General features: G+C 64.3%; 19 protein-coding genes. 7 read left to right on the top strand and 12 right to left on the bottom strand.

Annotated elements, in window-relative coordinates:
• Window positions 1-911, bottom strand: a 911-nt coding sequence (locus tag A2J03_RS10350; protein ID WP_231912480.1) for a 3-oxoacyl-ACP reductase, incomplete at its 3' end; no start/stop codon positions are given.
• 31 nt (window positions 912-942) lie between these two features.
• Entirely contained in the window at window positions 943-1,134 is a 192-nt protein-coding gene (locus A2J03_RS10345) for a ferredoxin (protein ID WP_068373049.1), read from the bottom strand.
• 186 nt (window positions 1,135-1,320) lie between these two features.
• Between A2J03_RS10345 and A2J03_RS10340 the strand changes: the two genes are divergently transcribed.
• The 4 genes from A2J03_RS10340 (at window position 1,321) to rsgA (ending at window position 6,324) form a co-directional block, all read left to right on the top strand.
• Entirely contained in the window at window positions 1,321-2,499 is a 1,179-nt protein-coding gene (locus tag A2J03_RS10340) for an acyl-CoA dehydrogenase family protein (RefSeq protein WP_068373046.1), read from the top strand.
• A gap of 36 nt (window positions 2,500-2,535) precedes the next feature.
• Window positions 2,536-3,630, top strand: coding sequence for an acyl-CoA dehydrogenase family protein (locus tag A2J03_RS10335; protein ID WP_068373043.1), 1,095 nt, complete (start codon window positions 2,536-2,538; stop codon window positions 3,628-3,630).
• Window positions 3,630-5,195, top strand: coding sequence for an AMP-binding protein (locus A2J03_RS10330; RefSeq protein ID WP_068373040.1), 1,566 nt, complete (start codon window positions 3,630-3,632; stop codon window positions 5,193-5,195). Before A2J03_RS10335 ends, A2J03_RS10330 begins: the two co-directional genes overlap by 1 nt.
• A 133-nt stretch (window positions 5,196-5,328) precedes the next feature.
• Window positions 5,329-6,324, top strand: coding sequence for a ribosome small subunit-dependent GTPase A (gene rsgA / locus A2J03_RS10325; RefSeq protein WP_068373036.1), 996 nt, complete (start codon window positions 5,329-5,331; stop codon window positions 6,322-6,324).
• Here rsgA and A2J03_RS10320 read toward each other — a convergent pair.
• The 3 genes from A2J03_RS10320 to A2J03_RS10310 are packed head-to-tail and all read right to left on the bottom strand — an operon-like array spanning window position 6,321 to window position 9,363.
• Window positions 6,321-6,542 carry a hypothetical protein gene (locus A2J03_RS10320; RefSeq protein WP_068373033.1) on the bottom strand — a complete coding sequence of 74 codons (222 nt, stop codon included), beginning with the start codon at window positions 6,540-6,542 and terminating at the stop codon, window positions 6,321-6,323. The genes rsgA and A2J03_RS10320 overlap by 4 nt on opposite strands.
• A gap of 50 nt (window positions 6,543-6,592) precedes the next feature.
• Window positions 6,593-7,729: an NAD(P)H-dependent flavin oxidoreductase gene (locus tag A2J03_RS10315; protein WP_068373030.1), complete on the bottom strand. Its 1,137-nt coding sequence runs from the start codon at window positions 7,727-7,729 to the stop codon at window positions 6,593-6,595.
• The gene (locus A2J03_RS10310) at window positions 7,729-9,363 is read right to left on the bottom strand and encodes an acyl-CoA synthetase (RefSeq protein WP_068373027.1); all 1,635 of its coding nucleotides are present in this window, start codon (window positions 9,361-9,363) and stop codon (window positions 7,729-7,731) included. Before A2J03_RS10310 ends, A2J03_RS10315 begins: the two co-directional genes overlap by 1 nt.
• A gap of 80 nt (window positions 9,364-9,443) precedes the next feature.
• On the opposite strand from A2J03_RS10310, the gene A2J03_RS10305 reads away from it, so the two are divergent.
• Window positions 9,444-10,259 carry a crotonase/enoyl-CoA hydratase family protein gene (locus tag A2J03_RS10305; protein WP_068373024.1) on the top strand — a complete coding sequence of 272 codons (816 nt, stop codon included), beginning with the start codon at window positions 9,444-9,446 and terminating at the stop codon, window positions 10,257-10,259.
• 10 nt (window positions 10,260-10,269) lie between these two features.
• On the opposite strand, the gene A2J03_RS10300 is transcribed toward A2J03_RS10305, so the two are convergent.
• Window positions 10,270-11,016, bottom strand: coding sequence for an FAD-binding oxidoreductase (locus tag A2J03_RS10300; RefSeq protein WP_068373021.1), 747 nt, complete (start codon window positions 11,014-11,016; stop codon window positions 10,270-10,272).
• Window positions 11,017-11,079: 63 nt separating this feature from the next.
• Window positions 11,080-12,240: a globin domain-containing protein gene (locus A2J03_RS10295; protein WP_068373018.1), complete on the bottom strand. Its 1,161-nt coding sequence runs from the start codon at window positions 12,238-12,240 to the stop codon at window positions 11,080-11,082.
• A gap of 328 nt (window positions 12,241-12,568) precedes the next feature.
• Between A2J03_RS10295 and A2J03_RS10290 the strand changes: the two genes are divergently transcribed.
• Complete coding sequence (locus tag A2J03_RS10290) at window positions 12,569-13,708, top strand: nitric oxide synthase oxygenase (protein ID WP_231912478.1); 1,140 nt, start codon at window positions 12,569-12,571, stop codon at window positions 13,706-13,708.
• 208 nt (window positions 13,709-13,916) lie between these two features.
• On the opposite strand, the gene A2J03_RS10285 is transcribed toward A2J03_RS10290, so the two are convergent.
• The 5 genes from A2J03_RS10285 to A2J03_RS10265 form a co-directional block, all read right to left on the bottom strand.
• Window positions 13,917-14,318 (bottom strand): heat shock protein transcriptional repressor HspR, encoded by a 402-nt coding sequence (locus A2J03_RS10285; RefSeq protein ID WP_156520309.1) that lies wholly within the window; start codon window positions 14,316-14,318, stop codon window positions 13,917-13,919.
• Window positions 14,318-15,493 (bottom strand): molecular chaperone DnaJ, encoded by a 1,176-nt coding sequence (gene dnaJ, locus A2J03_RS10280; RefSeq protein WP_068373009.1) that lies wholly within the window; start codon window positions 15,491-15,493, stop codon window positions 14,318-14,320. The genes A2J03_RS10285 and dnaJ overlap by 1 nt, the downstream gene beginning before the upstream one ends.
• Before the next feature lie 31 nt (window positions 15,494-15,524).
• Window positions 15,525-16,172, bottom strand: coding sequence for a nucleotide exchange factor GrpE (gene grpE / locus A2J03_RS10275; RefSeq protein ID WP_068373006.1), 648 nt, complete (start codon window positions 16,170-16,172; stop codon window positions 15,525-15,527).
• Entirely contained in the window at window positions 16,169-18,013 is a 1,845-nt protein-coding gene (gene dnaK, locus A2J03_RS10270; protein ID WP_068373003.1) for a molecular chaperone DnaK, read from the bottom strand. The genes grpE and dnaK overlap by 4 nt, the downstream gene beginning before the upstream one ends.
• Window positions 18,014-18,314: 301 nt before the next feature.
• Complete coding sequence (locus tag A2J03_RS10265) at window positions 18,315-18,806, bottom strand: Pro-kumamolisin, activation domain family protein (protein WP_068373000.1); 492 nt, start codon at window positions 18,804-18,806, stop codon at window positions 18,315-18,317.
• A 240-nt stretch (window positions 18,807-19,046) separates the two neighbouring features.
• On the opposite strand from A2J03_RS10265, the gene A2J03_RS10260 reads away from it, so the two are divergent.
• On the top strand, window positions 19,047-20,643 hold a 1,597-nt coding region (locus tag A2J03_RS10260; protein WP_068372997.1), incomplete at its 3' end, for a trehalose synthase.

Here is a 20,643-nt window from a genome sequence, read left to right as displayed (position 1 = left end):
CCGAGATCGAGCGCGGCAGAGGCAGAGAACGTCCTCGACGGATCACGTCCGGAGAAGTGCGAACCCAGCTGCTCGGCCAGATTTTCCGGAGTCCAGGCCCCGTCGACGGCGTCGAAACGCGCCTCGACCGTCGGTGCCGCCATGAGTGCAACCATCGGACCGTAGACGACGAAGACCTGCCCGTTGACACTGTCGGACGACGGGGCGGACAAGTAGCGGACCAGGGTGGCGACGTGTTCGGGCGACAGCGGATCGAGGCCGTCGCTGGGCGCCGATCCGAAGACCGACTCGGTCATCGAGGTTCGCGCCCTAGGGCAAATTGCGTTGGCGCGCACGCCGTATCGCGCGAGTGCGCGTGATGCCGACAATGTCAGCGCGGTGATGCCGGCTTTCGCCGCTCCGTAGTTCGCCTGCCCTTCCGGCCCGAGAAGTCCCGCCTCGGAGGATGTGTTCACGATTCGGCCATAGACCGGACCGTCCGCGGCCTTGGACCGAGCCCGCCAGTAGGCGCCCGCATTGCGGGTCATCAGGAAGTGCCCCCGGAGGTGCACCTTGATCACAGCATCCCAGTCCTCGTCGGACATGTTGAACAGCATGCGATCTCGGACGATCCCGGCGTTGTTCACGACGATGTCCACGCGCCCGAATTTTTCCTGCGCGACGCTGAACATGGCGTCCGCGGTCGATCGTTCACCGATGTCGCCCGCGACGAACGCGACCTCGCCTCCGGCCTGTTTCACCAGATCGATGGCTTCGTCGACGGCCGGTCCCGGGGCGATGTCTCCGAGCACGGCGCTCGCACCCGACTGCGCGAGCCCGATCGCTTCCGCCCGCCCTAGCCCCGATGCCGCACCGGTGACGAGCGCAACCCGCCCGTCAAGTCGTATCTGTTCGTCGCTCACGGTCAAAATGTAGAACGTGTTCTCATTCTTGGCAAGGTGCCTAGGTCCGCCACCGAATCGCCGCGCGCGGGCAGCCGGCAATGGCCTCCTCGATCGCATCCTTGTTCTCGGGCAGCTCGGCCGCCGCGTCCGACACGATCAGCTCGTCGCGCTCGTTCAGATCGAACACGTCGGGAGCTGCACCGACGCAGACGCCGTTGGACTCGCAGAGATCGAAATCGACCTCGACCATGTTCGCTCCTTCCGTAGGGCGGTTCTGCCGCCGTTTCCGTAGGGCGGCTCCGCCGCCAGTGGCACGGTTAAGTACACCAGGATGCACATAACCACGCCAGTGCGGCGGAGCCGCGCCCTCACTCAAGACTAGAACCTGTTACACCTCGTGTGCAATGATTTGCCCAGCACCGAAAAGAGGTATGGCATGCATATCGCATACACCCAGGAGCAGACCGCGCTCCAAGAGGAACTCCGCACCTACTTCGCGACCCTGATCACTCCGGAGCGTCGCGAAGCACTGAGCTCCACCTCGGGCGAATACGGCGAGGGCACGGTCTACCGGGACGTCGTCCACCAGATGGGCAAGGACGGTTGGCTCGCTCTCGGCTGGCCAGAGGAGTTCGGGGGGCAAGCCCGCTCGGCCATGGAGCAGCTGATCTTCACCGACGAGGCGGCCATCGCGGGCGCACCGGTCCCATTCCTGACGATCAACAGCGTGGCACCGACGATCATGGCTTTCGGGACCGAGGAACAGAAGTCGTTCTTCCTCCCCCGCATCGCGGCGGGCGAGCTGCACTTCTCCATCGGCTATTCCGAACCCGAAGCCGGCACCGACCTCGCCTCCCTCCGCACCACCGCGGTGCGCGACGGCGACGACTTCGTGATCAACGGGCAGAAGATGTGGACCTCGCTCATCCAGTACGCCGACTACGTATGGCTCGCGTGCCGCACGGATCAGGATGCGAAGAAGCACCGCGGCATCAGCATGCTGATCGTCCCTACCGACGCCGACGGGTTTTCTTGGACCCCGGTCCACACCATGGCCGGTCCCGACACCAGCGCCACCTACTACCAGGACGTGCGCGTGCCGACGAGTGCACTCGTCGGCGAGGAGAATCGTGGGTGGTCGCTGATCACCAACCAGCTCAACCACGAACGCGTCGCGCTCACCTCCGCCGGGCCGCTGGTCGCGTCGCTTCGCGAAACCCGGATGTGGGCCCAGAACACCAAGCGGCCGGACGGCACCAGAGTCATCGACCAGGAGTGGGTCCAGATCGCCCTCGCACGGGTGCACGCCAAGGTGTCCTACCTCGAGCTTCAGAACTGGGAACTCGCGAGTGCCACATCCGCTCCCGGACCAGCGGACGCGTCGGCCAACAAGGTGTACGGCACCGAACTCGCCACCGAGGCGTACCGCACCATGATGGAAATCCTCGGTCCCGCCGCTACCCTTCGCCAAGGTTCGCCCGGCGCACAGCTGCACGGCAGACTCGAACGCCTGCACCGCTCCTCGCTGATCCTCACGTTCGGCGGCGGCACCAACGAGGTGCAGCGCGACATCATCGGTATGACCGCACTCGGCCTGCCGGCCTCGGCTCGCTGACTCCGAAGGCTCGCTGACTCCAGAAAGAATGAGACCATGGATTTCACGACGACCGAGGCCCAACGCGATCTCGCCGGCCTCACCCGCGACCTCGTCGCGAAGTACAGCACCAACGACGTTCAACGACAACTCGATTCGACCCCCGATACGATCGACAGGACTCTGTGGAGCGCGCTGGCTGCCGGCGGGCTGCTGGCAGCCGCGGCACCCGAGTCCGTCGGCGGTGACGGATTCGGCGTTCTCGAATCGACGTCGATTGCCGTCGAGCTGGGCCGAGGTCTCGCAGCGGTGCCGTTCGTCGTGAGCTCGACTGCCGCGGCCGCAGTGGCCGAATTCGGGACGGCGCAGCAGACGGCGGACTGGGCAGCGCCGGCTGTAGCCGGATCGTCGATACTCACTCTTGCCCTCGAAGAGGAACAGGGCGAGGACTTGCTCGATCCCCTTACCCGGGCCGAGGAAACAGCCACCGGATGGACGGTGACGGGCACCAAGATGTCCGTCGACAGCGCCACTGTCGCAGATGGATTCGTCGTGACCACCACCGGCGGGGTATTCCTCGTTCGCGCCGACGACCCCGGGGTCACCGTCACGCCGCAGCACGGCGTCGACAATCGCAGCCTCGGGCTCATCGATTTGAACTCCGTTGCTCTCGAACCGAACCGACGGCTCGTCAGCAGCGACGTCGCACGATGGATCAGGGCTCGGATATTGCTGGGAACCTGCGCCTACCAGCTCGGAGTCCTGGAGGAATCGCTGAAGGTCACCGCCGAATACGCGCGCGAACGGGTGCAGTTCGGAAAGCCGATCGGAAGCTTCCAGGCCGTGGCGCAGCGGTTGGCCGACGCCTACATCGACGTCAAGGGTGCGCGACTGACCCTGTGGAAGGCGGCCTGGGGCCTGTCCGCAGGCAGGCAGGGCGACGACGAGGTTGCCGTCGCCAAGTTCTGGGCTGCCGACGCCGGCCATCGAGTTGCGCACACGCTGGTGCACATCCACGGCGGCGTCGGCCTCGATCGAGATCATCCGGTCCATCGATACTTCCTGGCCGCCAAGCGCGCTGAATTCGCATACGGCAGCGCCACAGCGCAACTCGGACGACTCGGTGCGACGCTAGCGTCCGTCCCGGCGTGATGGAGACCGTCACCGATCTGCTCCTCGCACGCGAAAACGACTCGATGACGGCGCTGCTGTTCGCAGATCAGCACATCACCTGGGCGGAGCACGTGACGGAGTCACGACGCTGGGCCGCGTACATCGAAGGCATGCTCGACGCCGACGCGCCACCCCACGTCGGTGTGTTGCTCGCCAACGTTCCCGAGTTCTCTTACCTGCTCGGCGCGGCTGCCCTCGGCGGCTTCGTGCTTGTCGGACTCAACTCGACGCGGTCGGGGCCGTCGATCGTCGACGATGCCCGGCGGACCCACTGTCAGCTGATCCTCACCGACTCCGAGCACATCCATCTGGTACCGGACGCCATGAACATCGCCGATATCGAACTGGGCGAACCTCTTGGCGAGCCCGACCCGCAGGACCTGTTCATGCTCGTCTTCACCTCGGGAACGTCCGGCGAGCCGAAAGCCGTCCGGTGTACCCACGACAAGGTCGTCACTCCCGGAATCATGTTGGCGTCGAGGTTTCAGCTCGGCCCCTCCGACACCGTCTATGTCTCGATGCCGCTGTTTCATTCGAACGCGATCATGGCAGGCTGGGCCGTCGCTTTGGCCGCGGGCGCGAATCTCGCTCTACGAAAGACGTTCTCGGCGTCGGGGTTTCTTCCCGACGTCCGCCGGTTCGGGGCAACCTACGCCAACTACGTCGGCACTCCCCTGTCGTACGTTCTGGCGACGCCCCCGCGGCCGGACGACCGCGACAATCCTCTGCGCGTGGTCTACGGCAACGAAGCGACGCCCGGTGCGGCCGCACAGTTCGCAGACAGGTTCGCGGTGACGGTCGTGGACGGCTTCGGATCCTCCGAGGGAGGGATCTCGATAGCGCGGACTCCGGACACACCGCCGACCGCACTGGGGCCGATGCCGGAGGACGTGAAGATTCTCGATGCATCGGGCAATGAGTGCGCCGTAGCGCAATTCGATGGCGGACGCCTCACCAACGAAGAAACCGCCGTCGGCGAGCTCGTCAACACCGCCGGTCGCGGAATGTTCTGCGGCTACTACGACGACGAGGACGCCGATGCCGACCGCATGCGCGGCGGGATGTACTGGAGCGGCGATCTGGCCTATCAGGACGCCGACGGTTTCGTGTACTTCGCCGGTAGGTCCACCGGGTGGATGCGAGTCGGCGGGGAGAACCTCGCGTCCGCACCGATCGAGCGGATACTTCTGCGTCATAGCGGGATTCATGCGGCTAGCGTGTACGGGGTGCCTGCACGCGGACCGGGCGACAGAGTCATGGCGGCGATCGTCACCGAACACGCCGATGCCGTCGCCGACGTGGTGGAGTTTCTGGCGAGGCAGCCCGACCTGGCGAGGCGCGCACGACCCGAGCTGATCCGGATCTGCACGGAACTCCCCAGAACCGCCACCCACAAGGTGCTCACGCGAGAGCTACAGCGACAGCGGTGGAACACTCCCGATCCAGTGTGGATGTCGACGGAGCCGGCCGGCCCGTATCGGAGACTCTCCGAGCTGGACCGTCAGCATCTCGAAAAATCGATTGGCACCCATCCCGGGCGCTGATAGCGTCTTGTCGAGTCAGCACTTCGAATCGAACTTCAGGAGGTCACCATGCCCATTCGGCGTACGGCCCCTCCTGTCCACGTTCCTGGCTGACCTGTACACCGCGGGTCGGCCCTTCGAAAGGCTCACCCTCATGTCTCTCGACTCCTACGGCTACAACTCCCACTGGCACGACCTCTACCAGGCGCTCGACTCGCCCGGCGAACCCGGCCGTGTGACGGTGGTCGATCGCGGCGCCTGCGGGGTCGCCACCGCCCACGGCATCGTCCGCGCCCGATCCGGCCGACACGATGTGTGCACCGGCGACTGGGTTCTCGTCGACTCCGACACGATTTCGGCGGTACTTCCGCGTCGAACAGCGATCGTCCGGGCGTCGGCGGGAACCACCTCGACCCCCCAGACACTTGCATCCAATGTCGACACGGTTGTCGTCACCGTGGCGGCCGACACCGATCTCGATCTCGGTCGCGTCGAACGTTATGTGGCCCTCGCTTGGGACAGCGGCGCAACACCTGTCGTCGTCGTCACCAAGTGCGACAGGGGCATCGACAACGACAGCCGGCTCGATGCCGTCCGATCTGCCGCTCCGGGCGTGGCAGCACTCGCGGTGAGCTCGCAGACCGGTTCGGGAATGGACTGCTTCACAGACAGTCTCGCGGGGACGGTCGCCCTGATCGGGCCGTCCGGGTCGGGCAAGTCCACCCTCGCCAACGTTCTGATCGGCGAACACGCGCTCGACACCGGCACTGTCCGAGAGGCCGATTCGAAGGGGCGACACGTCACGGTCCGGCGCGAGTTGATACCGCTGGCGACCCCGGGGATGACCGTCATCGATACCCCGGGACTGCGTTCGGTCGGGCTCGTATCTTCGGAAGAGGGCTTGCAGCAGACGTTCTCGGATATCGAAGCACTGGCGCAACACTGCCGCTTCGACGACTGCGCACACACCAGCGAGCCCGGGTGCGCTGTCCAGGAGAACGTCGACCCCCGGAGAATCGCCAACTACCAGCGGTTACAGCGGGAGAACTACTGGGCAACGACGCGGCATGATGCGCGCGCCAACAGTCGCCGACTCGCCGAAGCCAAGAAGTTGTCGAAAATACAGCGGCGAATGTACAAGAACCGCTAGTCGAACAGGGTCGGCGATTCGGGCTCGTCGACGGCAGGCTTTGCAGCGTCGACGGGCGATGCCTTGCGGACCACGGACAGCGTCGTCGTCCGAACGGACAATCGGTGGCCGTCGAGGTGCTCGAGCAACGCGAGACCCTGGCGTATCTCGAGCACCTTCCACGGCCCGGCATGACCGCTCGCCTGAACCAGGTCGCCTACTGCGATCTCGGAAGCCACTGATCGTCTCCATTCGACTCGTCGACTCGTGCTCGTGGAGCAGCTTAGTCTTACGTGTCGACCGACCAGCTCCACCGCAGCTCGACGAGCCTGTCGACCGCACTCTCGTACCCTGCGACGAGCTCGGCGACGATGTCCGCGACCGGGAGGATCTGGTTCATCCGACCCACGATCTGGCCGACGGGCATCGCCACGACCTCGGGATTCTCGGCCTCGTTGATCCGCTGGTGCGCCTCACTGACCAAGATGTTCTGCAGCGGCATGGGCAGTGGTTTCGGTGCGTCGGGCTTGTCCCAGGCGTCGGTCCACTTCGTTCGGAGGAGCCGTGCCGGCTTGCCCGAATAGATACGCGTGCGCACGGTGTCGCTCGAGGTCGCCGTCAACAGCGCTTCCTGCATCGCCGACGGTTTGCCCTCGTGCCGTGCACCGAGTCGATACTCCGCCGCTGTCAGCCACGTCGACCCCATCCACACGCCGTCTGCGCCGAGGGCGAGGGCAGCTGCCACCTGTCGCCCGCTACCGATCCCACCTGCGGCCAGGACACTCGCGCGCCCGGCTACGGCGTCGACGATTTCCGGAAGCAGCACCATCGACGCGATCTCACCGGTATGACCCCCTGCTTCATACCCTTGAGCGATGACGATGTCGACGCCGTTCTCCACATGCCTGCGCGCATGTTCCGCAGTTCCCGCGAGAGCGGCAACCGGCACGTCGCGCTCGTGTGCCTGCACCACGACGTCGTTCGGAGGAGAGCCGAGTGCGTTGGCTATCAACGCGATTCGGTGCCGCAACGCGACGTCGACGTGTGATCGCGCGACCGAATGGAGCCATCCGAGCACACCCTCGTTCCGTGCAGCGTCGTCGCCGAGGGGCGGGACACCCAGCTGTTCGAGCGTCCTGTCGATGAACGCTCGATGCTCCGCAGGGATCAACTCGTTCAGGTCCACCGATGCACCCTCTGTGGGCACCTTGGCCGGCATGACGATGTCGACACCGTACGGCTTGCCGTCGGTGTTCTCGTCCATCCACGTCAGCACGGCGTCGAGATCCTCGGCGTCGTTGAAGCGAACACACCCCAGCACACCGAGCCCTCCCGCCCGACTGATCGCTGCCGCAACATGTTCGGACGGGGTGAAGCCGAAGATCGGATACTCGATGCCGAACTTCTCGCTGAGATCGGTGCGCATCAACGCACCTTCTCGGACAGGTGCGAGGAGTTGACCTCGTCGGCGGGTCTGAGCTCGGTTTGGCCCACCGCCCATCGATAGTCCGGTTTACCTGCCGGGGAACGCTTGATCTCGTCGACGAACCACACCGCGCGCGGGACCTTGTAGCCCGCAATCTCTTTCCGAGCACACGCATCGAGCTCCGCGAGCGAAGGGCGAGTGGAGCTTCGCGCTTGAACCACCGCGGCAACCTTGTGCCCGAGGCGCTCGTCGGGGACACCGACGACGATTGCGTCGAACACCTCGGGGTGCGATTTGAGCGCACCCTCGACCTCTTCGGGGAACACCTTCTCGCCCCCGGTGTTGATCGAGACGGACCCGCGCCCGAGCATCGTCACGGTGCCGTCCTCCTCGACCTGCGCATAGTCGCCGGGAATCGAGTACCGGACTCCGTGGATCTCCTTGAACGTCGCCGCGCTCTTGACCTCGTCCTTGTAATATCCGATCGGAATATGGCCGTGACGAGCAAGCAAACCTGTTCTGCCGGAACCTGGTTCGACGGGATGCCCGTCGGCGCCGAGAACCGCGGTCGAGGCGTCGATCTTCACTCGCGGTCCGCCGGTGTGCTCGGTTCCCTTCGCGACGATGCTGAGTCCGCCGAATCCGGTCTCCGACGAACCGATCGAATCGGTCAGCATGCGGTTGGGCAGCAGTTCGAGGAACTTCTCCTTGATACTCGGCGAGAACAACGCCGCACTGCTCGCCATCAGGTAGAGCGTCGAGAGATCGTAGGGCGTCCCGTCGGGATTGCCCTCGATCAGCGCGTCGAGCATCGGTCTGGCCATGGCGTCGCCGGTGATGAAGATGAGATTGACACCGTGACGATCGACAAGCTGCCAGATGGCGTGGCCGTCGAAGTCCGGATGCAGCACGGTCCGTCCACCGCCGAACAGGCTTTGGAACGTTGCCCACTGCGCACCGCCGTGGATCATCGGCGGGATCGGCATCCGAGTCATGACGGGGTTCTCGGCACCCATCTTCGCCAGATCCCATTCGTCCTCGACGTACTCACCCGTCATGAAATTGATGCCGCCACCGAGTACCCGCCAGACGTCCTCGTGACGCCACATCACGCCCTTGGGACTGCCCGTGGTGCCGCCGGTGTAGAGCATGTAGATGTCGTCCGGGCTACGTTCGCCGAAGTCGCGCTCCGGGGAGGACTCGGCAAGAGCGTCTTCGTAGGAGACTTGGCCGTCCCCCCCGTCGATCACCACCGTCGTCTTCAGAAGCGGGCACGACGGCAGGACCGCGGCGACTTTGTCGGAGTAGCGCGCCTCGTGAATCAGGGCAACCATGTCCGAATTCTGGAAGATGTACTGCAACTCGTTCTCGATGTAGCGGTAGTTGACGTTCACGACGACACCGCGGATCTTGAACACCGCGATCATCGACTCGATCGTCTCGATGCCGTTCCGGCTGTACACACCCACCTTGTCGCCCGGCTTCACCCCCTGTTTCTGCAGGTAGTGCGCCAGTCTGTTGGTTCGATCTTCCATCTGCGCGTAGGTGATCTCGCGATCACCACACACCAGTGCGACCCGGTCGGGTACCAGGTCTATTGCATGTTCCACGAGGTCTGCGATGTTGAGGGCCACGTGTCAAAAATAGAACGTGTTATCGTTTCTGGCAATAGCCAGTTGGAGACGCAGGTCACATAGAGTGGGAGTACCGAACAGTGTCCTCGATCGCACCGGAAACATCTGCGAAATCAGCACACGCGCTCGTCGAGAAGCGTGGCCACGTTCTTATCGTGACGATGAATCGTCCCGAGGCCCGCAACGCGCTCTCCGGCGAAATGATGGCAATCATGCGCGACGCCTGGGACCAGGTCGATGCCGATCCCGACATCAGAGTCGCGATCCTCACCGGCGCCGGCGGAGCATTCTGTGCGGGTGCGGACCTGAAAGCGATGACGTCCACGCACCCGGGTGACAGTTTCTCCTCGGGCGGATGGGACATGTCCAAGATCGAGGCCCTACTGAAGGGCCGCAGGCTCACCAAGCCACTGATCGCGGCAGTGGAAGGACCCGCGATCGCTGGCGGTACCGAGATTCTTCAGGGCACCGACATCCGCGTCGCCGGAGAGAGTGCAAAGTTCGGAGTGTCCGAGGCCAAGTGGGGACTCTTCCCACTGGGCGGATCAGCCGTGCGGCTCGTCCGGCAGATTCCGTACACCATCGCGGCCGATATCCTGCTGACGGGCAGGCACATCCGAGCCGACGAGGCTTTGCGCATCGGATTGATCGGACACGTTGTGCCCGACGGACAAGCGCTCGAGAAGGCACTGGAACTGGCCGAGCAGATTGCCGCGAACGGTCCACTCGCAGTGCAGGCGATCCTGAAAACCATCCGCGACACCGAGGGCATGCACGAGGAGTCAGCTTTCCAGATCGACGCCGAACTCGGTGTCGCAGTCTTCAAGAGCAACGACGCGAAAGAGGGGCCGCGCGCGTTCGCCGAGAAGAGAAAGCCGACGTTCGAAGGGCGGTAGTCCTCGAACGTCAGCGCACGATCACCTCGATCGGGGTCCCGTTGCCGACGAGGGCGGCAACCGTCGCAGCCTCCATCCCAGGCGAGCCGCACACCAGAACCTGGTGATCGGTGAACGGCTCCTGCACGCTCATCACGTCGGCCAAGCTCCCTTCCCAGCAATGCTCCGGCCCGAAAACTCCTGAGGCACCGTCGATCTCACTGCGAATGGTGTCGTGCCAACGATCCGGTGCCCACGGATCGGAAAGCTGATCGACTACGGGGATCACCGTCAACCACGGCAACTCGGAGGCCAAGATCCACAGCAGATCGGCGGCATAGAGGTCACGTGGTGATCTGCCACCGACGAACAACGTGACCGACGGCGGTGACTCGCGTCGCGTCAGATCAAGGATGAGGGACCGCATCGGCGCCAGCCCAGTTCCACCTGCAACCATGATGACGTCACGTCCCGAGTCGTCGATCCGAAGCGCACCGGCGGGGTTGCTCAACTGCCAGATATCTCCCGGCCGGGTCTCGTTGACGATCGATCCGCTCACCCAACCGGCAGGCACCGCTCTGACGTGAAATTCGAGCTTGCCGTCGAGAGAGGGTGGCAGCGCAGGCGAGTACCGACGGCGCAGGCGTGCGTTCTGCGGAACGGTGACCTCGAGCGACTGGCCGGCCGAGAACGGGATCGCATCTCCGACGAGTCGAATCACGGCCAGGTCGTTGCGCAGTCGGTGGTATTGCACCACCTCGGCGTTCCACGTCTGCATGGACTCCAGGATATGTGGCGCTGGCGGCTTCACCGACCAGGCGGCAAGGTCAGGGGCCCGTGATCACCAGGGGTCGTGACGGACCGTCGAGAGATCGACACCTGCCCCTTGCAGCCGAAACTTGGTGGTGTTGATCATCGACGGCGAGCCCACGATCTGGATGTCGCGGTCGGTCCACCGGCCGAACTCGGCGACGACCTTGCCGATCTGTCCGACGATCGGCGACGAGCCACCCGGATTGGTCGGATACTGCGGACCGTCGTACCACCAGGGGTCGGTTTCCTCTTCGACGATCCCGACGACCGACAACCACGGATTGGTCGAGGCGATCTGCTGAAGGATCGGCAGGTCGTACAGGTCACACGGGTAGCGGCCACCGTAGAACACATGCACACGGGGGTTGTGTGTTCGGCTCGCCATCTCCATCAGCTGGGCTCGCAGCGGTGCGATGCCGGTGCCCGACGCGATCAGCAGCCGGTCCCGACCACCTGCGGTGTGCCGCGTCATGGTGCCCAACGGGGATCCGACAGTCCACCGATCACCCACCGCTGTGCTTGCGACCAATGCCGGGCTGACCCAGCCGCCGGATACTCGTCGTATGTGGAACTCGATTTCGCCTGCCGCGTTCGCCGGAATAGCGGGCGACAGATATCTCCACATGCGAGGTCTGCTCGGAATGGACACGCTCACATACTGACCTGCGCTGTAGTCCAACGGCTGGTCGAGCTTCAACCTGATGACCGAGACATCGTCGACCACTCGAATGTGATCGACGACCGTCCCATGCCAGACCGGAGGCCCATCGTCGGCCTCGGCGGCTTCGATCATCGTTCCGGCCATGACCGAGATGACGTCGCGCCAGGCAGCGTCGACCTCCTCGGTCCAGATTTCGTTGCCTGCGAACTGCTCGAGAGCAGTAATGAGAGCGTCTCCGACCGCCGAATAGTGAGCGTCGACGACGCCGTACTTGCGATGGTCCCGCCCCAATTGCGCGAGAAATGGAAGCAGCCGATCGAGATCTTCCAGCTGATCGATTGCATATGCGATGGCCGTCACGAGCTTGTCGCGCTGCGTTTGCATCGAGGCTGGAAAGAAGTCACGGACAGCGGGATTTCGGGCGAACAGAATTGCGTAGAAGGACCGCGTCAGCTTCTCCGGTCCACCCTCCACCGCCGCGACGGCTTTGAACGTCGTTCGCACAAGCGAAATTGCTCGAGCATCCATCTCTCGAAACCCCTATCCACCTTCAGGCCAAGCAGCCTTCAGCTCGCGTACGTGTGACGGAAGGTGTTCGACAGCTACACGCGGGCACCGTCCACGGCAGTCGCTGTAATTGCCAGGGAGTCTAGCCCAGTCACCGCGCATTGACGCATCGACGGAATTCCATCGTCGGATTCACCTGCAGTAACCGTCGAACTGCCCGAAATGGACGGTATAACCAACCACCAGATCGAAACCGATTGGCTCGCATCCACATTCAGGCCTTTCCACCGGTTGTCCGAGGCCCTAGGATTCGCAGCGTCGATCGAATCGAAACGGGGTAAGACGAATCGTGACTCTCACTGTCGGGGTGGGCTTGGACGAACCAGAAATAGACGACTCCCTCCTCGCCCGGAGACTCGCCGAATGCCGCGAATTCTTCGACCTACCGGAGCTGCGCCACCTCCCCGCCGAGCGCGCGACGCAGGCATTGGCCGAACTCCGAGCCACCGGAACCTACGTCCAGTCAGCCGAGGAAATTCTGATCGGCGCAAAGATCGCCTGGCGAAACCACGCACGATGCGTCGGACGCAAACACTGGCGCACGCTCAAGCTGCTCGATGCGCGTCACGCCACCACCGCCGAGGAGATCGCCGAAGCCTGCTTCGAACACTTACGCGTCGCGACCAACGGTGGCGCACTGCAGTCCATCGTCACAGTGGGCCCGACGCCGTTGCCCGACGGGCGCGAGTATCGAATCATCAGTCCGCAGCTGATCCGGTACGCCGGATACCGGGGCGCGGACGGCACCGTCGTCGGCGATCCCGCGCACATCGAGCTCACCGAGCTCGCCTCGCGACTGGGGTGGCGCGGCGAGGGCACACCCTTCGACGTCCTGCCGCTGTTGATCTCGACACCCGACGAGCCGATCCAGTGGTTCGAGGTACCGCGTGACCTGGTGATGGAGGTTGCGCTGGAGCATCCGAACTACCGGTGGTTCGCGGGCCTCGGGCTCAAGTGGCACGCGGTCCCCGCAGTCTCCAACATGGACCTGGAGATCGGTGGCGTTCGGTATCCGTGCGCGCCGTTCAACGGGTGGTACGTCAACACCGAAGTCGGCGCACGAAACTTCAGTGACACCGACCGGTACGACATGCTGCCGACCATCGCGAAGAAGCTCCGGCTCGACATGAGCTCCGACCGCACACTCTGGAAAGATCGCGCGCTCGTCGAGCTCAACCGCGCGGTCATCCACAGCTTCCGTGAGGCGGGGGCATACATGGTGGACCACCACACCGTCGCAAAACAGTTCGTCGACCATGTCGATCGCGAGGCGCAGGCCGGACGACAATGCCCAACGGATTGGTCATGGGTGAATCCGCCGATGTCGTCGGGAATCACTCCGACGTTCCACAGGCTCTACGATCCGCCGGACATGGACATCAGGCCGAACTTCGTCGCCAGGGGTTCGGGGGGCTGCCCGTTCTCGTGAGTTCGGGGGCTGGGCCCTCGCATTTTCGGACCGAACGGCTCATTCGGTCACTTCCGGGGCTGAACGCGCACCTTCCAGCCCAGGCACGCGTTGCAACTTGCGCGCTCGCTGGAACCTGCGCGGACCGACACCCAAGGTGAGCGAACGGCTCATTCGGTCACTTCCGGGCTGAACGCGCACCTTCCAGCAGCCGAACTCCGACCGCAGGTCAGCGCTGGTTGCGCGGCTTCCAGACGACCAGGGCGTTGCGCTGAACCGGCACGAGATCGCGGCGATAGCTCGCGTGCACGTTCGCCAGCTCCTGCGCGAGCTCACCCACCCGGGCTTGCAGTGCCTCGACCTGGTTGGACAGTTCGATGATGCGCTTGATGCCCGCGAGGTTGACGCCTTCGTCCTGCGACAGCCGCTGAACCTCGCGGAGCAGGGCGACGTCTCGCGGCGAGTACCGACGTCCACCACCGGTGGTGCGGTGCGGCGTTACCAATCCGAGTCGGTCGTAGGTTCGCAAGGTCTGAGCGTGCATCCCCGCCAGCTGGGCGGCGACGGAGATGACGAAAACCTGCGCGTCGGGATCACCCTGAGGAGGAGGGGGTCCAGGCGGCACCGTCATCATGCACCTGCCCATCCCGCCCGCGGATCGAATCCGCTGGCCTTCTCCGCTGCCAGATACGTCTTCAGTGCGTCGGTTGCGGGATCGTCGAGCTTCTGAGGGACCGCGACCTTGACAGTGACCATCAGGTCACCGGGGTTGCCGGTCTTCTTCGGCACGCCACGACCGCGGACTCGTAGGACTCGTCCGTCCACGGTGCCGGGCGGAACCTTCACGCCGACTCGTCCGTCGAGCGTCGGAACCGACAGAGTCGTTCCGAGTACCAGCTCGCCGTAGCTGACCGGGACGGTGACCGTGAGGTCGTCGCCAGTACGGCCGAACACTTTGTCGGGTCGAACCCGAACGGTGACGTAGAGGTCGCCCGACGGGGCGCCGCGCAGTCCGGCTTCGCCTTGACCTGCAAGCCGGATCTTCTGGCCGTCGGACACGCCTGGTGGCACTCGAACGGTGATGGTGCGGGTGCGGTTCTGCACGCCGGTGCCACGGCAATCCGCGCACGGGTCGTCGATGATGGATCCGGTTCCGCGGCAGTCGTCGCACGGCTCACTGAAGCCGAACGCACCCTGGTTGCGGTTGACGACGCCGGCGCCGTTGCACCTAGGGCACACACGGGGGCTGGTTCCCGGCTTCGCTCCGCTGCCGTGGCACGTCGTGCACGACGACGGGCTGGTGAGCCTGAGCGGAACCGTCACACCTTGCGTGGCTTCGCGGAAGCCGAGTGTTGTCTCGGTTTCGACGTCGCTGCCGCGGCGCGGCCTGGTGCCCGCGGGGCGCTGCTGCGTTCCGCCGCGATTGAACAGGCCACCGAACAGGTCCCCGATGCCGCCGTCGCCGCCGCCCTGACCGAAGATATCGCCGACGTCGAACGTTTGACCGCCGCCACCGAATCCGCCTGCGTTGGGGTTGAATCCACCGCCCTGGCGACCGAAGCCGCCGGACGCGAAGAGCCGTCTCGCTTCGTCGTATTCCGCGCGCTTGGCGGGGTCGGCGAGGACCGCGTGGGCCTCGCTGACAGCTTTGAACTTCTCTTCGGCGGAAGCATTGCCAGGGTTGGCGTCAGGATGGTTGTCCCTCGCCAACTTTCGGTAGGCCTTCTTGATCTCGTCTGCAGTTGCGCTGGAGGAAACGCCCAGCTCCTTGTAGAAGTCCTTCTCGATCCACTCCCGCTGGCTCACCGGGCGTTTCCTCCTCTCACGCTATTTCTGTTTACTTCTCGTCGGGTGCATCGGCACCCGACTCTTGTCCAGCATCATCTACGACGCCGACCATCGCGGTCCGCAGAACACGCTCACCGAGCTTGTAGCCCGGACGCATCAGCGTTCCGACGACGGGGCTGCTGCCGTCGCCCTCATGGGAGACGGCCTCGTGGATGGCGGGGTCGAAGGCGTCACCCTCGGCTCCGAACGTGCTCAGTCCGATGTTCGAGAACACCCCTGCCAACTTGTCTGCCACAGCCTTGAGTGGACCGGTTTCGAGATCGCCGTGCTGGCGGGCCCGCTCCAGGTCGTCGAGCACAGGAAGCAGCTGAGAGATGACAGACGCTTTCGCGTTCTCGGCACCGGACTGCTTCTCGCGATCGGTGCGACGCCGGTAGTTGGCGTACTCGGCCGATACTCGCTGCAGATCAGCGGTGAGCTCGAGAACCTGCGTGTCACGCGGATCTTCCTCGACTTCACCTTCGACTGGCACTACATCGAATCCCTCTTCGTGCACCGAGCCGGGCTGGGGCGCAGCCCCGGTGCCCGCAAGGGGCTCCGGAACTGCGTCACCTTCCCGTGCTGCACCGGTCTCGGGATCGATCTTTCGCTTGTCCACGAAAGTGACCGGTTCTTGCTCGGTATTGTCCGAGGTCACTTCTTGTCCGTGTCGTCGGCGGGCTCGTCGACAACTTCTGCGTCGACCACCCCGTCGTCAGCTGACTGAGCGCCACCTTCTGCGCCGCCCTGCTCCTTGGCCTGAGCCTCGTAGATGGCGGTGCCGAGTGCCTGCGACTCGGTCGAGAGCTTCTCGACGGCGGTCTTCACTGCCGAGATGTCGCTGCCCGCGAGAGCCGACTTGGCCTCTTCGATGGCCGACTCGACGCGTCCCTTGAGCTCTGCGTCGACCTTGTCCTCGTTGTCCTTGACGAACTTCTCCGTCTGGTGGACGAGGGATTCCGCCTGGTTGCGGACCTCGGCCTCTTCGCGACGAGCCTTGTCCTCGTCTGCGTGAGCTTCCGCGTCGGCGACCATGCGATCGATCTCTTCCTTGGACAAGCCGGAGCCGTCCTGGATCTTGATCGTGTTTTCCTTGCCGGTGCCCTTGTCCTTGGCCGTGACGTGCACGATGCCGTTGGCGTCGATGTCGAAGGTGACCTCGATCTGCGGGACGCCGCGAGGAGCAGGCGGCAGCTCGGTCAGCTCGAAGGAGCCGAGGAGCTTGTTGTGCGAGGCGATCTCGCGCTCGCCCTGGAAGACCTGGATCTGCACCGAAGGCTGATTGTCGTCAGCGGTGGTGAAGGTCTCGGAACGCTTGGTCGGGATGGTGGTGTTGCGCTCGATGAGCTTGGTCATCACGCCACCCTTGGTCTCGATGCCGAGGGACAGCGGTGTGACGTCGAGGAGCAGAACGTCCTTGACCTCACCCTTGAGCACGCCGGCCTGCAGTGCAGCACCGACGGCCACGACCTCGTCCGGGTTGACGCCCTTGTTGGGCTCGCGTCCACCGGAGAGTTCCTTGACCAATTCGGAGACAGCAGGCATACGCGTCGAACCGCCGACGAGCACGACGTGGTCGATGTCCTTGACGGCGATGCCGGAGTCCTTGACCACTGCCTGGAACGGCGCGCGGGTGCGGTCGAGCAGGTCGGAGGTGATCTTCTGGAACTCGGAGCGGGAAAGCTGCTCGTCGAGGAACAGCGGGTTCTTGTCGCCGTCGACCGTGATGTACGGAAGGTTGATCGAGGTGCTCTGCCCGGAGGACAGTTCGATCTTCGCCTTCTCGGCAGCCTCACGAAGACGCTGCAGGGCCATCTTGTCCTTGGTCAGATCGATGCCGTTCTGAGCCTTGAACTTGTCGACGAGCCAGGTCACGATGCGCTCGTCCCAGTCGTCGCCGCCCAGGTGGTTGTCACCCGACGTCGCACGGACCTCGACGACACCGTCGCCGATTTCCAGAAGGGACACGTCGAACGTGCCGCCACCGAGGTCGAAGACCAGGATGGTCTGCTCGCTGTCGCCCTTGTCCAGGCCGTATGCGAGAGCAGCCGCGGTGGGCTCGTTGACGATGCGCAGGACGTTGAGGCCGGCGATCTGGCCGGCTTCCTTGGTGGCCTGACGCTGTGCGTCCTCGAAGTAGGCAGGCACGGTGATGACCGCGTCGGTGATTTCCTCGCCCAGGTAGGCCTCGGCGTCGCGCTTCAGCTTCTGCAGCGTGCGCGCGCTGATCTCCTGTGGCGTGTACTTCTTACCGTCGATCTCCACGTTCCAATCCGTGCCGATGTGGCGCTTCACGGATCGGATGGTGCGGTCGACGTTGGTAACCGCCTGGTTCTTCGCGGGCTGGCCGACCAGCACTTCGCCGTTCTTGGCGAAAGCGACGATCGACGGGGTGGTGCGTGATCCCTCGGAGTTGGCGACCACAACCGGCTCGCCGCCCTCGAGGACGGACACGACCGAGTTGGTGGTCCCGAGGTCGATACCGACCGCACGAGCCATAGTGTTTCCTCCTGTTTGTTGCTTGGTAAGTCCCTAGCTGAGCGAACTGCACTCAAGTCTGCAAGACATTTCGAACTTCTGTCAACTCGGACTTGAGCCTCATCCACTCAAGGCTGTCGAACTCCTCAACGGAGGGTTTCGCGGATTTGTTCCCGGGGGGTCGGCGTCGCCTCCAGTGGCACGAAAAAGTGCACTGGGGTGCACTCAACCGCGCCACTGGGGCCGGAGGCCCCCAACGACACAGCACTGCGCCGCGACGGCAGATGCTCGTCGCGGCGCAGTTGGTGGGACCGATCTGGGGTTACTCGCCCTCGGGCACGTCCTCCGGCTCGCAATTGACACTCAGGAGGCCGAACGCGACGTTGTCGGGGTAGTTGGCATCGAGCTGCGGCGAGAACACGGCTGCGCCACTCGGACGCGACTGCCATACCTCGTCTGCGCTGGGGATCGTGTAGGTGACCCCTTCGCCCGCCTTGATGACCTTCTCGTTCATGACTCCGGGCGCGCCGGGGAGAACCGCGAAGTTGGTGGCGACGTTGGAGGCGTCGCCCGTGCCGACATTGTCGACGTCGATCTGCAGAGCAGCGACATCGCCGCCGAGATCCCCGTCGCGCGGGTCGCAGATCGCGGCGATGGTGACGACGAGGTCGGGCGACTGGGCGGCGGACGACCCGAAGGGCATGGGAGCCGGATCCTCCTGAGCCGACGCCATGGGTGCGAGGGCGACCGCACCGACAGCGGCGGCGATCGCGGCCGTCGAGGCCAAGACAGTGGTGCGGGCGAAGCGACGCATGTGTTACTCCTGTGACTGAAGGGGTTGTTGTTGCGTCTAACTATTACTCATTTCAATCGGACATTCCATACCGGGCAGTCTCGATCCGGACACGTTCGGATACTCCGTCGGTCTCGGATCACAACGGTGTAATTCACTTTCCGTACAGGTTTCGTCGTCGGATCTTCGGGGGATGCCCCAACACTGCAGAGAGCACGGTCCCTCCGTAGGGTTCAAGTAAAGCGAGGCGAGAAGAGGCACATGGATCCCGAAGTGCAGCACGAACCGAGCGAGATCACCTACGACGAGAAGTTCTATCCAGCACGGCCGCGACCACTGCGCCCGTCCGTGCGACGAGCCGATCGAAACGGCGCGACCCCGCAGGACGGCGACCCGTCGGCTGCCAACCCCGAATACGTCGAGTGGCTGGCCGAGCAGTCGATGTTGCGCGACGCCAAGCTCATCGCCGAACAGCTCTCCGGCAAGGGGAGCATGTGGCAGAACCCGTACGCCGACCCGAATCCGCGCGGCGCGGTGGAGCGAGCCCCTGTCTGGTTCACCGCGTATCCCATCTCTGTGATCAATGCGCCGCGCACTAGTTTCCTCAGCACACTCGGCGACGAAGCGCTGTGGCAAGCGTTCTCCGACATCGGCATCACCGCGGTCCACACCGGACCGGTCAAGGTTGCGGGCGGCATTCACGGCTGGCGTCCGACGCCATCCGTCGACGGTCACTTCGACCGAATCGGGATGCAGATCGACCCCGCGTTCGGATCCGAGGAAGAGTTCCGACGCCTGTGCGTCGTCGCGGCTGCGTACGACGGCATCGTCATCGACGACATCGTCCCCGGCCACACCGGCAAGGGCGCCGACTTCCGCCTCGCCGAGATGGCCGTCGCAGACTATCCCGGCATCTACCACATGGTCGAGATCGAACCGGAGGACTGGCACCTGCTCCCCCGGGTTCGCGCAGGCGCGGATTCACAGAACATCGACGCCGAAGCCGAAGCAAATCTGGCGCGTGCCGGCTACATCATCGGGCAACTCCAACGCGTCATCTTCTACGAACTCGGCGTCAAGGAAACCAACTGGAGCGCAACGGCTCCCGTGATCGGTATCGACGGGGTCGAACGACGCTGGGTCTACTTGCACTACTTCAAGGCGGGGCAACCGTCGATCAACTGGCTCGACCCTTCGTTCGCCGGAATGCGTTTGGTGATCGGCGACGCCTGTCACTCCATCGCCGATCTCGGCGCGGGCGCGCTTCGTCTCGACGCCAACGGCTTCCTGGGCGTCGAGCGGCGTGCCGAGGGTCCGGGTTGGTCCGAGGGCCATCCCTTGTCCGAGGCCGCAAATCACTTGATAGCCAGTGTGGTTCGCAAGATGGGCGGGTTCACCTTCCAGGAGCTGAACCTGACCATCGACGACATCAAGGCCATGGGCGCCAACGGCGCCGACTTGTCGTACGACTTCATCAATCGCCCTGCGTACCAACACGCACTCGTCATGGGGAACACCGAATTCCTTCGGCTCACGATGACGCTGTCGCGCGATCACGGCGTCGACCCGGCGTCACTCGTGCACGCGTTGCAGAACCACGACGAGCTCACCTTCGAGCTGATCCACTTCGCGACGCTCCACGCCGAGGACGAGTTCCACTACGGCGGCGAGGTAGTGAAGGGTTCCGATCTGGGCAATCAGATTCGTGCCGAGCTCACCGATCGGCTCACCGGCCGCTGGGCGCCGTACAATCGACTGTTCACGACCAACGGAATCGCCTGCACGACAGCCAGTGTCATCACGGCATCGCTCGGGATCCGCGATCTCGACCGCATGAACGAGGCGGACATCGAAACCG

It is taken from the genome of Rhodococcus sp. EPR-157 (assembly GCF_001647195.1).
In the GTDB taxonomy this organism is placed as follows: domain Bacteria; phylum Actinomycetota; class Actinomycetes; order Mycobacteriales; family Mycobacteriaceae; genus Rhodococcoides.
Note: the sequence above shows the minus strand (reverse complement) of the source record. Positions and strands in the feature narration are given on the sequence as shown.